Annotated in this window: 13 protein-coding genes; 6 read left to right on the forward strand and 7 right to left on the reverse strand. The window is 64.0% G+C overall.

The window, feature by feature from the left end; translation table 11 throughout:
• Positions 1 to 61: 61 nt before the first annotated feature.
• The 6 genes from HAP41_RS42335 to HAP41_RS42360 all read right to left on the reverse strand — a co-directional run bounded on the left by HAP41_RS42335 (position 62) and on the right by HAP41_RS42360 (position 6,851).
• A complete protein-coding gene (locus HAP41_RS42335; RefSeq protein WP_166077459.1) occupies positions 62 to 1,261 on the reverse strand; it encodes an ABC transporter substrate-binding protein in 1,200 nt (399 codons plus the stop codon).
• Between the two features lie 81 nt (positions 1,262 to 1,342).
• Positions 1,343 to 3,181 carry an AMP-dependent synthetase/ligase gene (locus HAP41_RS42340; RefSeq protein ID WP_166077439.1) on the reverse strand — a complete coding sequence of 613 codons (1,839 nt, stop codon included), beginning with the start codon at positions 3,179 to 3,181 and terminating at the stop codon, positions 1,343 to 1,345.
• A 90-nt stretch (positions 3,182 to 3,271) separates the two neighbouring features.
• Positions 3,272 to 4,060, reverse strand: coding sequence for an ABC transporter ATP-binding protein (locus HAP41_RS42345; protein WP_166077418.1), 789 nt, complete (start codon positions 4,058 to 4,060; stop codon positions 3,272 to 3,274).
• A gap of 3 nt (positions 4,061 to 4,063) precedes the next feature.
• Positions 4,064 to 4,822 carry an ABC transporter ATP-binding protein gene (locus HAP41_RS42350; RefSeq protein WP_071916857.1) on the reverse strand — a complete coding sequence of 253 codons (759 nt, stop codon included), beginning with the start codon at positions 4,820 to 4,822 and terminating at the stop codon, positions 4,064 to 4,066.
• Positions 4,819 to 5,970: a branched-chain amino acid ABC transporter permease gene (locus tag HAP41_RS42355; RefSeq protein WP_028148665.1), complete on the reverse strand. Its 1,152-nt coding sequence runs from the start codon at positions 5,968 to 5,970 to the stop codon at positions 4,819 to 4,821. Before HAP41_RS42355 ends, HAP41_RS42350 begins: the two co-directional genes overlap by 4 nt.
• Before the next feature lie 5 nt (positions 5,971 to 5,975).
• Complete coding sequence (locus HAP41_RS42360; RefSeq protein ID WP_166077389.1) at positions 5,976 to 6,851, reverse strand: branched-chain amino acid ABC transporter permease; 876 nt, start codon at positions 6,849 to 6,851, stop codon at positions 5,976 to 5,978.
• 262 nt (positions 6,852 to 7,113) lie between these two features.
• On the opposite strand from HAP41_RS42360, the gene HAP41_RS42365 reads away from it, so the two are divergent.
• The 5 genes from HAP41_RS42365 to HAP41_RS42385 all read left to right on the forward strand — a co-directional run bounded on the left by HAP41_RS42365 (position 7,114) and on the right by HAP41_RS42385 (position 12,034).
• Positions 7,114 to 7,863: an ABC transporter ATP-binding protein gene (locus HAP41_RS42365; RefSeq protein ID WP_166077374.1), complete on the forward strand. Its 750-nt coding sequence runs from the start codon at positions 7,114 to 7,116 to the stop codon at positions 7,861 to 7,863.
• Complete coding sequence (locus HAP41_RS42370) at positions 7,860 to 9,386, forward strand: permease (RefSeq protein ID WP_166077370.1); 1,527 nt, start codon at positions 7,860 to 7,862, stop codon at positions 9,384 to 9,386. The genes HAP41_RS42365 and HAP41_RS42370 overlap by 4 nt, the downstream gene beginning before the upstream one ends.
• Before the next feature lie 92 nt (positions 9,387 to 9,478).
• Complete coding sequence (locus tag HAP41_RS42375; RefSeq protein ID WP_166077284.1) at positions 9,479 to 10,285, forward strand: MBL fold metallo-hydrolase; 807 nt, start codon at positions 9,479 to 9,481, stop codon at positions 10,283 to 10,285.
• Between the two features lie 65 nt (positions 10,286 to 10,350).
• Entirely contained in the window at positions 10,351 to 10,869 is a 519-nt protein-coding gene (locus tag HAP41_RS42380; RefSeq protein WP_166077280.1) for a hypothetical protein, read from the forward strand.
• Positions 10,870 to 10,981: 112 nt separating this feature from the next.
• Entirely contained in the window at positions 10,982 to 12,034 is a 1,053-nt protein-coding gene (locus tag HAP41_RS42385) for an amidohydrolase family protein (RefSeq protein WP_166077272.1), read from the forward strand.
• 80 nt (positions 12,035 to 12,114) lie between these two features.
• On the opposite strand, the gene HAP41_RS42390 is transcribed toward HAP41_RS42385, so the two are convergent.
• A complete protein-coding gene (locus tag HAP41_RS42390) occupies positions 12,115 to 12,570 on the reverse strand; it encodes a cupin domain-containing protein (protein ID WP_166077264.1) in 456 nt (151 codons plus the stop codon).
• Positions 12,571 to 12,808: 238 nt separating this feature from the next.
• Here HAP41_RS42390 and HAP41_RS42395 point away from each other — a divergent pair, with 238 nt between their 5' ends.
• On the forward strand, positions 12,809 to 13,363 hold the full coding sequence (locus HAP41_RS42395; protein WP_166077262.1) for a hypothetical protein: 555 nt from the start codon (positions 12,809 to 12,811) through the stop codon (positions 13,361 to 13,363).
• The last annotated feature ends 33 nt before the right edge of the window (positions 13,364 to 13,396 follow it).

Consider the following 13,396-nt stretch of genomic DNA (forward strand, 5'->3'; position numbering starts at 1 on the left):
GCTTTCGCGAAGCCACCCTCTCCCGCAAGGGGAGAGGGTGCACCGTGATCGCCGCGAGAGATCAAAACATCAGATTGTCCTTCACCAGCACCCAGCGGCCGTTCTTCACCTGCTGCACCTGGGTGACGGTGGTGGCGAGATGGTTGGTCTTCGAGAACACCGTCGGCGGCGAATTAAAGATATCTTGGAACTTGTCGCCGGACTCCAGCGCGTCGAGCATCTTCTGGCCAGTGAGATCCTTGCCGGCCTTGTTGGCATAATGCGCGAACGTCATCACCGCATTGTAGCCGATGATCGCCTGGGTGTTGGCGTCGGCGTTGAACATCTTCTTGTAATTGACGAGCCAGTCCTTCACCTTTCCCTTTGCGGTGTCTTCGTAGGGAATTTCGAAGTTCGAGGCGGAATACAAGCCTTCCACCACTTCCTTGCCGAGCGCCGGCACTTCGAGCACGTTAACGGGAGTGGCGCCGAGGAAGGTGACGTCCCATCCGAGCTTCTTCGCTTCACCCATCGTGCCGATCGGCTCACGGAGGACCGCGCCGAGCACGACGAGGTCGCAACCGTCGGACTTCATCTTGGCGACCTGCGCGCTGAAATCGGAGGCGCCGCGCTTGTAGCTCGTGATCGAGGCCGGCTGCAGCTTCATGGCAGTGAGCTGCTGGTTGAAGCCGTCGAGCACGTTTTTGCCGTACTCGTCGTCCTGATGCAGGATGCACGGCTTCTTGAAATTCTTTGCCTCTATCATGTATTTGAGCGCTGCGCGCGTGCTCTCGACATAGGGCAGGAGGTTGTTGAACTTCAGCCGCTCCTGCGGCTTGGCCGGATCGAACTTGAAGGTGAACTCGGCCGCCGTCAGCGGGAAGAGCTGAAGCACGCCGGCGTCGAGCAAGATATCCTGCGCAGCGAGCACGGTCGGCGATCCCATTGGTCCCACCATCGCGAAAATCTTGTCGCGCTCGATCAGCTTTTGCGAAGCCAGCACCGCTTTCTTCGGATCGTAGCCCGAGTCCTCGACGACCAGCTTGATCTTGCGGCCCTGGACACCGCCGGCCGCGTTGATCTCCTCGACCGCCATCTTCATGCCGTTGGAGACCGGGACGCCCCAGCCCTTGATCGGCCCCGACAGGTCCTGGTGGGTGCCGATGACGACCTCGGATGCCGAGATGCCATCGTTGGTGACCTTGGTTTGCGCCGCGGCCGGCAGACAGGTGAGCACCACGGCGCTCACAGCAAGGCCGAGCGTGCTGAACGATTTCGACATTGACGTCTCCTCTCCTTTGGGCCCGTATGGTGCGAAGGGCGGGGGCCACAGCTCCTTCGCTTTCTCGAACTGGCAGGCTCGTCACGCCACCGCGCGCTGGCGATACATCGCCTCGATCTCGGCAGCGTAGCGCTTGTTCACGAAGCCGCGCTTCAGCTTCATGGTCGGCGTCAGCTCCTCGTCCTCCGGGGTCAACTGCCGCTCGATCAGGTAAAATCTCTTGATGGTCTCGACGCGGGCGAAATTTCCGTTGACGCCTTCGATCTCGCGCCAGATCAGGTCCTGGATCTCCGCCGCGCGGCACAGGCTCGCATAATTGGTAAAGGGGATGTCGTGGTCCTGGGCGAACTTCTCGACATTCTCCTGGTCGATCATCACGAGGCAGGTGAGATAAGGCCGCTTGTCGCCGATCACCACGGCATCCGAGATGTAGGGCGAGAATTTGAGCTGGTTCTCGATCTCGGACGGCGTGACGTTCTTTCCGCCGGAGGTGATGATGATGTCCTTCATCCGGTCGGTGACGCGGACAAAACCTTCGTTGTCGATGGTGCCGACGTCGCCGGTGTGCAGCCAGCCGCGATGGTCGATGGTCTCGGCGGTCTTCTCGGGCTGATTCAGATAGCCCATGAACAGGAAGTCGCCCTTGATCAGGATCTCGCCATCGGGCGACAGCGCGACCTCTCCCCAGGACACGGCGGTGCCGACCGAGCCGAACTTGATGCGTTCCGCCGGCATCATGGTCGCGACGCCGCAGTTCTCGGTCTGGCCATAGACCTCGTGCATGTCGATGCCGAGCGCGAGATACCAGCGGATCAGCTCTGGCGCGATGGGCGCAGCGCCGGTGAACGCGATGCGGCAGCGGTCGAGCCCCATCATGCGGCGGATGTTGCGGAACGCGAGCCGGTAAGCGATGCCGTTGGCGATGCGCAGCGAGAGCGGCGGCGCCCTGCCCTCGATCCGGCAATCGACCATGCGATAGCCGACCTTGATGGCGCGGCGATAGACCCATTGCTGGAGCGGCGTCGCGTCCTTCAGCGCGATGGTGATCGCGGAATAGAACTTCTCCCAGATGCGAGGCACCGCAAAGAAGACGGTCGGCTGCACCTCGCGCAGATTGTCCGGCACCGTCTCCGGGCTCTCGGCGAAATTCATCACCGAGCCGAGTGCGACCGAGATGTAGTAGCCGGCGACCCGCTCGGCGACGTGGCAGAGCGGAAGGAAGATCAGCCGGTCTTCGTCCTCTCGCGCCGAGATAAAATCGTTGGCATGCCGCATCTGGTGCGTGACGCTGCGGTTGGCGTGCATCGCGCCCTTGGGCGGGCCGGTGGTGCCCGAGGTGTAGACGAGGATGACAAGGTCGTCCGCGCTGCGGCTGTCGATCATGTCCTGCCACAACGCCTCACGGCCGACCATGTGGGTGCGGCCGAGCGCACGGAACTCGTCGAGCGACATCACCATGTCGTCGAAGAAGCCGCTGAGGCCCTCCATGTCGAACACGATGATCTTTTGCAGGGACGGACAGCGCGCGCGGCAGGCGAGCACCTTGTCGAGCTGCTCCTCGTCCTCTGCAAAGATCACCTTGGTCCGGGAATCGTTGACCAGGTATGCGACCTGGGACGATGCATCGGTCGGATAGATTCCAGAGGAAACGCCGCCGGCGCACAAAATCCCCATGTCGGCATGAACCCATTCCGGCACGGCATTGGCGATGACGGAGGCGACGTCGCCGGACCGGAAGCCGGAGGCGTGAAGCGCGTAGGCGATCTCCTTCGATATCTCCAGCCACTCGCGCCAGCTGGTCGGCTGCCAGATGCCGAATTTCTTCTCGCGGATGGCCGGCCTGTCGCCCCGCGTCTCGGCGGCGCGCAAGAAGCTCTTCGCGATCGTATCAGCGACCGTCAGCACCGCCGGTCGGGCCATGCGCGTCTCCTCCTTGTCGCTCTCCCCTCCGCAGCCTGCCTTGCCGGCGGTCTGTCGTTGCGGATGGGCCAATCCATTTAACGCCTTGCTCTAGCGCCAAGTCTTCTTCTTTTTCCAGCGACGCTCGCCTCGTGCGCCCGCCTCCTTGGCGCCAAGGTAGAATTCCTGAATGTCCTGGGAATGCATCAAGCGGTCGCAGGTGTCGTTCATCACGACGCGGCCGATCTCCAGCACATAGCCGTAATGCGCCGTCTCCAGCGCCACCTTGGCGTTCTGCTCGACCAGCAGGATCGACATGCCCTGCTCCTCGTTGACGCGGCGGATGATGGTGAAAATCTCCTTCACCAGCAGCGGCGACAGGCCCAGCGAGGGCTCGTCGAGCAGCAGCAAGGTCGGCCGGTTCATCAGCGCACGCCCGATCGCGAGCATCTGCTGCTCGCCGCCGGAAAGCTGGCCGGCCGGCTGGTTGATGCGCTCCTTCAGACGCGGGAAATAGCCGTAGACGCGCTCCAGATCCTCCGCGACGCCATCACGATCCCGGCGCGGATACGCCCCCATCATCAGGTTCTCGCGCACCGAGAGAAACGGGAACACCTCGCGCCCCTCCGGCACATGACTGAGGCCGAGCCGCACGATCCGGTCCGCCTCCATGCGCTGGATCGACTTGCCCATGAATTCGATCGTGCCCTTCTGCGGATCCAGAATGCCCGAGATCGTCTTCAGCACCGTGGTCTTGCCGGCGCCGTTGGCGCCGAGCAGGGTGACGATGCGGCCGCGCGGCACCTCCAGCGAGATGCCGCGGATCGCCATGATCGGCCCGTAATAGCTCTCGATGTTGGAGAGCTTCAGGATGATGTCGGGCGTGACGGCGGCGTCCATGCGTCAGGCTCCCAGATACGCGGCGACGACATCGGGATGCTGCTGCACCTCGGCCGGCGAGCCCATCGCCAGCACGCGACCGTAGTTCAGTGCGATGACGCGATCGGAGACGCGGTTGACCAGCGACATGTCGTGTTCGACCATCAGCACGGTGACACCGAGCTCGTTCTTCATGTCGCGGATCCAGAAAGACATGTCGCCGGTCTCCTCGACATTCAGTCCGGAGGACGGCTCGTCGAGCAGGATCAGTTTCGGCTCCGAGCACAGCGCGCGTGCGAGCTCGATCACCTTGCGCACGCCGTAGGGCAGGCCGGAGATCAGCTTGTCGCGATAGGGTTCGAGATCGAGGAACTCGATCACCTGCTCGACCCTGCGGCGATGCACCTTCTCGTTCGCCCGCACGCTGGGCAGGAACAGCAGTTCCTGCCAGAGCTGGGTGGTCGAGTGACGGTGGCGGCCGACCAGGAGGTTGGAGAGCACGGTCGCGTTCTCGAACAGCTCGATGTTCTGGAAGGTGCGGGCGATGCCGAGCCTGGCGATGTCGTAGGGCGGCTGCTCCGTGATGTCCTGGTCTTCGAAGAAGATGCGGCCCGTGGTCGGCCGGTAGATCCGCGAGATCAGGTTGAAGATCGAGCTCTTGCCGGCACCGTTCGGTCCGATGATCGAGAGGATCTCGCCCTTCTCGACCGCGAAGGACACCGCATCGACCGCCTTTAGTCCTCCGAAATGCAGCGACAGGTTCTCCGCGCGAAAATAGCTCATCGGTTGCGCTCCGACTTCACGTAGATCTTCTGACGCTTGAAGGTGGCGCGCTTGTAGAGCGGAAACAGCTGGAAGAAGAGCTTGATCTTGAGCCAGCGGCCGTAGAGCCCGAGCGGCTCGAACAGCACGAACAGGACGATGATGATGCCGTAGATCGCGCCCTTCAGCCCATTGAGCGAGGCGAACGCCGCGACCTTGGACTGGATATTGCCCGCAGTCGCCGGACCCGCCCCGAACGTCGCGGCAATGCCGGCGATGATGCCGGGCAGGTCGTCCTTCAGATAGGTCAGGAACGGGTCGATCATCACGATGAAGATCGCGCCCAGCACTGCGCCGTGCAGGCTGAAGGTGCCACCGATCAGGATCACGATGATGAACTCGATCGAGAGCTGGAGCGTGAACATCTCCGGCGAGATGAAGGAGAGCTTGTGCGCGAACAGCACGCCGGCAAAGCCGGTGATCGCCGCCGAGATCGCAAAGGACTTCACCTTGTACAGCGCGACGTTGACGCCCATGCTGCGCGCCGCGGTCTCGCTGTCGCGGATCGCGACGAAGGCGCGCCCCGTCGGCGAGCGCAGCAGATTGAGCGTGCCGACGATGGTCAACACCAGCACGGCCAGGCAGAGGAAATAGAAAGTCGGGCTGTCGCGCGGGACCGTGACGCCGAGCAGCGACAGGGTCTTGACCCGCATGCCCTCGTTGCCGTTGGTGACGCTCTCCCAGCGCGCCAGGATCTCCTCGACGATCAGGGCAAAGGAGATGGTGGCGATGACGAGGTAGATGCCGGTCAGACGCAGGGCGGGAAAGCCGACCATCGCGCCGATCAACCCGGTCAGGGCACCGGCAGCGAGGAAATAGACCGGGAACGGCACGTTATATTTCTGCAAGTATGCCGCCGTGTAAGCGCCGATCGCGAGGAACGCGGCGTGGCCGAGCGAGGCTTGCCCGGTAAAACCGGTCAGGATCAGAAGGCCGACGCCGACCGTCGCGTAGATGCAGACGAAGACGAGCTGGCTCATCAGATAGCTGGAGAGCACATAGGGCGCGATCAGCAGCAGCGCGAGCAGGATGCCGTAGGAGACGACATAGCCCGAATGCGGGAACAGCTTGATGTCGTCCTCATAGTCGGTCTTGAACAGGAAGCGCATGGCGTTCAGACCTTCTTGCGGACGTGAAGGCCGAACAGGCCTTCAGGCTTGAGCAAGAGCACGGCGAGCAGCACGAGATAGGGCGCGACGTCCTTCCAGCCCTCCGCCAGATAGAAGCCGGCCATGCTCTCGATCACGCCGATCAGCACGCCGCCGACGACCGCGCCGGGGATCGAGCCGAAGCCGCCGAGGACTGCGGCGGGAAACGCCTTGAGGCCGAGCACGAGGCCGACATTGGAATGGATGAACGTGATCGGCGCCAGCAGCACGCCGGCGCAGGTCGCGACCGCCGCGCTGATCGCCCAGACCACCGACACCACGCGCTTGACCGGGATGCCCATGTAATAGGCCGCCAGCATGTTCTCGGAACTGGCGCGCATCGCTGTGCCGAGCGCGGTCTTGTTGAAGAACAGCCAGAGCAGCGCGCACAGGATCATCGTCGCGGCGATCACCGAGAGCTTGTCATAGGCCAGCACCAGCGAGCCGACGCGCAGCACGCCGTGGCTGAACGGCGTCTCGATCTTCAGATCGTCGGTGCCCCAGATCATCCCGGCGACCGAGCGCAGGAAATAGCCGAGGCCGATGGTGGCCATGATGATGGAGAATTGCGGATAGCCGAGGATCGGCCGCACCACCACGCGCTCGGCCAGCATGCCGAACAGCGCCATGGCCGCCACCGCACCGGCAAAGCCGATCCAGTAGTTCAGTCCCATCATGCCGATGAAGGTAAAGGCGAAGAAGCCGCCCAGCATCATCAAATCGCCCTGGGCGAAATTGACGACCTCGGTGGCCTTGTAGACGAGCACGAAGCCGAGCGCGATCAGGCCGTAGACGCAGCCGAGCGCAACACCGCTGACCAGCTGCTGAACGAAATCCAGCATCGCCGCGCAACCTCCCGATACAACAGCGGTTCTTCGTGACCGCCTTGCTGCATCTTGTGTCCAGTCGCTACGCGGTCGTTTCGCCGCGTTAGCGCCATTTGTCCCGGCGGCAATTCAGCCTGAACCGTCCAGCGCTGTCAACAAACGGTGACTTGCCATTAGTAGCAACCGGATGGCGGAATTTGTGGGCCGTAGATTCACGGTGCCGAAACATCTTGGGATCATGGTCGCGAGCGATGCAAAACCGGATGGTGTGGCCGTCATGAAGCCGGACAGATCGGCGCTGGAAGTCCTGGGGTTAACGAAGCGTTTTGACCGTCTGGCGGTCGACAGCCTCGATCTCACCATTCACGCCGGCGAATTCTATGCGCTGGTCGGCCCCAACGGCGCCGGCAAGACCACCACTTTGCGCATGGTCGCGGGCCTGTTGCGGCCCGACGCCGGCACAGTCTCGATCTTCGGCATCGATGCGCTCGCAAATCCCGTCGCCGCCAAGCAGGTGATGGCGTGGGTCTCCGACGAGCCCATGATCTACGACAAGCTGACGCCGCTTGAGTACCTCGAATTCGTCGCCGGGCTCTGGGGCATCGCGCCGTCGGTCTCGGAACCGGTCGCGCAGGACCTACTGACCTCGCTCGGGCTCGAGCCGCACCGGCACGAACGCTGCGAAGGCTTTTCCAAGGGCATGCGCCAGAAGGTCGCTCTCGCCGGCGCGCTGGTGCACGATCCCCGCCTCATCATCCTCGACGAACCGCTGACCGGCCTCGATGCCGTTTCCGCCCGCCACGTGAAGGGGCTGCTGAGCGAGCGCGTCCGCGCCGGCTGCACGGTCATCATGACCACGCATATTCTTGAGGTGGCCGAACGCATGGCCGACCGCATCGGCGTGATCGCCTCGGGCCGTCTGGTCGCCGAGGGCACGCTGACCGAGCTGCGCCAGCAGAACGGCCATGCCGACACCAGCCTGGAAGATCTCTTCATCGCGCTGGTGACGCTTCCGGAAGCCGCATGAGCTCGGCAACCGCGCTCTCCTGGTTTGCCCGCCACGAGCTCCGGCTCGCCTGGCGCGAATGGTTCGCCATGATGACCGGCGGGCGGCGCAAGCGGGCGCGCGCAGCAATGATCGGCCTGCTGTTCTTCGCGGCCCTGCTGCACGTACCGGCCTGGGCTGTGATCGGCCGCTTCGCCGACCTGCAGCTGCCGCTCGACAAATCCTCGCTGATCGTGATCTCGGCGACGATCTTTCTCGCCTGGACGCTGATGCTGTCGCAGGCGATCGAATCGGTGACGCGGGTGTTTTACGCCCGCGCCGATCTCGACCTGATCATGTCCTCGCCCGCGATGCTGGCCAATCTGTTCTCGGTGCGCATCGCCGCGATCGCACTGGCCGTCACCGTGATGGCGCTGCTGTTCTCGACGCCGTTCATCGACGTGCTGGTGATCGGCGGCGGCGCGCGCTGGCTTGCGGCGTTCGGCGTCGTCATCGCCATGGGCCTCTCGGCCGCGGCGATCGCGATCGCCATCACCATCCTGCTGTTCCGCCTGATCGGCCCGGCGCGCACGCGCTTCGTCGCCCAGGTCCTCGCCGCGATGATCGGCGCCGGCTTCGTGATCGCGCTCCAGGTCGCCGCGATCATGTCCTATGGCACGCTGTCGCGCTTCACCATCCTGACCTCGGGCAGCTTCGCCGCCTACGCGCCCGACGTCGACAGCATCTGGTGGTGGCCGGCGCGGGCGGCCATGGGCGACAGCGAGGCGCTGCTGCTGCTCCTGGCGCTCGGGCTCGTGCTACTCGGCAGCGTGATGGCGGTCTTCTCGCACCGCTTTGCCGATACCGCAATCGATGCCGCCGCTTACGGCGCCTCCGGCGGCAAGGCCGCGAAGCAGCGCCCGTTCCGCGGCGGATCGCGGCAACAAGCGCTGCGGCGCAAGGAATTTTCGCTGCTCTGGCGCGATCCCTGGCTGATCTCGCAGACGCTGATGCAGCTGCTCTATTTGGTGCCGCCGGCGCTGCTGCTTTGGCGCAACTTTGCCGACAGCTCCGCAGCGCTGACGCTGATCACACCCGTCATCGTGATGGCGGCGGGACAGCTCGCGGGCGGACTCGCCTGGCTGACGATCTCGGGCGAGGACGCCCCCGACCTGGTCGCGACCGCGCCGCTGACGCCGTCCAGCGTCATCCGCGCCAAGATCGAGGTGGTGCTGATCGCCATCGCCGCCATCTTCTGCCCGCTGATCGCGGCACTCGCCTTCGCCTCGCCGTTCCAGGCCGCGGTCAGTGCCGGTGCGGTCATCATCAGCGCGGCATCCGCGACTGCGATCCAGCTCTGGTTCCGGGTGCAGGCCCGGCGCAGCCAATTCCGCCGCCGCCAGACCTCGTCGCGGCTCGCGACCTTTGCCGAAGCCTTCTCCTCGATCGGCTGGGCCGCCAGCGCAGCCCTGCTGCTCGCCCTCCCCATCGCCGGCCTCATCAGCGGCCTGATCACCGCGGGCCTCATCGCCATCACCTGGAAATTCAGCCCGCGGCGAGAGTGAGGCTGCGACACTGACGCGCTGTTGATCGCGGCCTATTGGCCACGCGCTGCATGGCACGCTAGACTTCTTCCGAAGTCATCGGGGACGGATCCATGCGGCGACTGGTTTCAGCGGCTCTGGCGCTGTTCGGCGCATTCCTCTCTCCTGCTCTCGCTCAGCAGCCACCTCAGCGGAGCGAATGCCTAGCGATGGCAAACGCCATGCCCCGCGCAATTCCGGCCGCCTTCCGGCAGGCCGCAGGCTCGGCTGAAGTCCAGATCACCTATGCCGGCCATTCCACCTATTTCATCGACACGCCCGGCGGCCTGCGCATCGCGACCGACTACAGCGGCGCCTACCAGGTCGGACGTCTGCCCGATGTCGTCACCATGAACCGGGCGCACAGCACCCACTACTCTTTATTTCCCGACAAGCGCATTCCCCATGTGCTGCATGGCTGGGGTGAGGACGGCAAGCCGGCCATCGTATCGGAGCGCATCGGCGACACCTTCATCCGCAACGTCACGACCGACATCCGCCGCTATTTCGGTGACGATTCCGGCACCGACATGATCCGCGACGGCAATTCGATCTTCATCTTCGAGGTCGCCGGGCTCTGCATCGGCCATCTCCACCACAAGCTCGACGAAACCCATTTCGCCCAGATCGGGCGGCTCGACATCGTGATGGTGCCGATCGACGGCACCTACACCATGTCGCTCGACGGCGTCTCCGAGATCACCAAGCGGCTGCGCGCCTCTGTGGTGCTGCCGATGCATCGCTTCGCCACCCCGCTCGACGAGTTCATGCACCTCATCGGCCGGCAGTTCGAGATCGACCGGCGCAGCGAGCGCTCCTTCCGGATGTCGCGGGACGCGCTGCCGACGACGCCGACAGTGATCATCCTCGACGGCGTCTGACGCGCAATTTTCTCCAAGTCGATTGCCGTTCGGTCGTGCTGATCTCCTCGCGACAGGAGATCGACATGACCGACTTTGCCAGACTTTTGCACGCGGACGGACCGAACCCCGAGCACGCGGCGGCGCTCCAGCTCTACGGCCGCTTCGTCGGTGACTGGGATGCCGGGATCATCGCTCATAGCCCCGATGGAACCACGCACACGGCGCCCGGCGAAATCCATTTCGGCTGGGTGCTGGAAGGACGCGCCGTTCAGGATGTCTGGATCATCCCTCGCCCAGCGGCTGCGCCGGCATTTCCGATCGCCGGCAATTGGTACGGCACGACATTGCGCGTTTACGACCCCTCCATTTCCGCATGGCGGATTTCCTGGTTCGATCCCGGTCGTAGCGTGTTCCGCCAGCAGATCGGTCGTCCGCGCGGCGCGGACATCGTGCAGGAAGGTACGACCGATGCGGGCGACTTGACACGCTGGAGTTTCACAGAGATTACCGATGATTCCTTCCATTGGCTCGGCGAAGTGAAGCCGGCAGCCGCCGATTGGCGGCTTGTGGTCGATGTGAGAGCGAAGCGGCGCAAGGGCTAGCGACGGCGCCGCTGTGCTTGCGATGACGGGTGCGGTTGCGCAGCACGCGCAGCTGGATGCGAAGACGAGGTGCTAGGCTCCCCCCACAAAAAACATAAGGGAGCGAATGCCGATGGCTGCAAGCGGTGTGCCCGCCAACACGAGCGGGCTATTCGTCGAGCCGCGCGAGGACTGGCTCGCGCAATATCAGGAGGAGATCATCGATCCCTTGCGGCCGATCGTCGATCCTCATCACCATCTCTGGAATCGCGGGCAGCGCTATCTGATCGAGGAGATGGCGGCCGATATCGCATCCGGGCACAACATCATCGCCACCGTCTATGTCGACTGCCGTTCGATGTATCGCGCGCACGGGCCCGAGGCATTCCGGCCGGTCGGCGAAGTCGAGTTCGCCAACGGCGTCGCCGCCATGAGCGCAAGCGGCGGCTACGGCACGGCCGCGATCTGCGCCGGCATCGTCAGCCACGTGAACCTGCTGCTGGGCGATGCCGCCAAGCCGGTGCTGGAAGCCGAGATCGCGGCGGGCAACGGCCGCTTCCGCGGCATCAGGCATTCCTCGGCCTGGGACGAAGACCCTGTCGTCGCCGGCATGTATGCCAACCGGCCGAAGGGGTTGTTGCGGGATCCGACTTTCCGCAAAGGCTTTGCCTGCCTCGCACCGCTGAATCTGAGCTTCGATGCCTGGCTGTTTCACCCGCAGATCGGCGAACTGACCGAACTCGCGCGCGCCTTTCCCGACACCAAAATCGTGCTCGACCATTGCGGCGGGCCGGCCGGCGTCGGTCGCTTTGCCGGGCGGCGCGAAGAGGTGTTTCCGCAATGGCGCGCCTCGATCCAGGAGATCGCGAAGTGCGGGAACGTCTCGGTGAAGCTCGGCGGGCTCGCGATGTGCCTGCTCGGCTATGACTTCCATCTGCGCGCGAAGCCCCCGTCATCGGAGGAGCTTGCCGCGGCCTGGCGGCCCTATGTCGAGACCTGCATCGAGGCGTTCGGCCCCAAGCGCGCGATGTTCGAGAGCAATTTCCCGCCGGACAAGGGCCAGTGCAGCTACCAGGTGATCTTCAACGCGTTCAAGCGTATCGCCGCGCCCCTGAGCGAGGCCGAGAAGACGGCGCTGTTCTCGCAGACGGCGAGCGATGTCTACCGGCTCGAACTGCCGTCATGACGAGAAGAGGGGCCGGGATGTTGGTCCCGGCCCCTCTTCCGTCGTGGCCGCTGGGAAGCGTCCCTGGATATGTTTGAACTCTAGCCAGCCCCCAACAGCGAGGCGGGGCGGCGCTCGCCGGCGGAGACGAACATCCGCTTGAGCTTGTTGACGACGCGGATCAGGAATCCGATTATCACGGGATTGGTATTGCGGCAGAAGGCGATCTTCTTGACGTGGCCTTCGACATGCCATTTGGCATGCGCGCCGTCGCGGAAGAAAATGACGTCGCCCGGGCCGTAGCGCTTCGGCGGCATGCCGTTGCTTTCGAGCACGATCGATCCTTCCATGATCATGATCGTCTCGTCGATGTCGTAGTACCAGTTGAAGCGCCCTTCGGTGCAGTGCCAGATGATGGTCGAGGCGGTGCCGTCGGCGCTGGTCGACAGGATGTGCGAGCGCGAAACCGGATTGCCTTCGATAATCCAGGACGGCTCGATCGGCCGCAGCTCGAGATCCACGTTGCAACTACTGATTTCAATCAATGACGGCGACATCTGCTTCCCCAGGGAATAAAATATGTATGGCCGGGTCTGGGCCCGGATTGTTTCCAAAGATGTTGGAACGCTAGTAGCCGGTTTTTAATTCTTTCTTACGCAGGCGCCGACAATCAGCCGCAAGTTGCAGTGCGACGAGGTTAACGTCGGGATTTGCCTGCAAATTCGCGCACATGAACCCATCTTTTCCGGGGTGCGACAAAGTGCGCGAAAGTGACCAGCGAAGGAGCCCACACCGATGCCCCTCACCCCGGAGGTTCTGACAGCCCAAGGCGAGGTCGTCGCTTGGCTTGGCAGCCTCGATGTTTCCTTCGCAGCTGAAGAGGAGCCCTGGTTCACCATCGATGGCGTCGAAAACCCCCGGCAGATCGGCAGCGACGGCTCCGGCGGCACCTTCGTGCTGCTGCCGTCGCGGAATGTGCTCTACGTCTCATCGGAGGGCCGCGCAGGAATTATCGCCGGCACGTTCGAGGCCTTCATCCAGCTCGTTGTCGCCCGCCCCTACTGGCTGGACATCCTCAGATTCTCCGCCGGCGGCGATCTCGCGGAGATGCGGCGCGCGGCGGATGCGCTGGAGGCGACACTCGACGAGGAGGACGACGTCAACGCGGCCCGCGAGGAAATTCGCGGCGGCCTCGACCTGCCCGAGGCGGACGATCCCATCGGTGCGCTTTACGAAGCGGTCGCCACGTCCGACGCCATCGTGCGGGCCACCGACGGCAGCCCGTTCACGACGCTGTTCAACCGCTTCAGCATCGACAACAACCCGATGCTGCGCAACGCGGCGGCGTGAGAGCACGTGACGCCAGCGCTGGGGCTTGAACCT

It is taken from the genome of Bradyrhizobium barranii subsp. apii (genome assembly GCF_011516635.5).
In the GTDB taxonomy this organism is placed as follows: domain Bacteria; phylum Pseudomonadota; class Alphaproteobacteria; order Rhizobiales; family Xanthobacteraceae; genus Bradyrhizobium; species Bradyrhizobium barranii.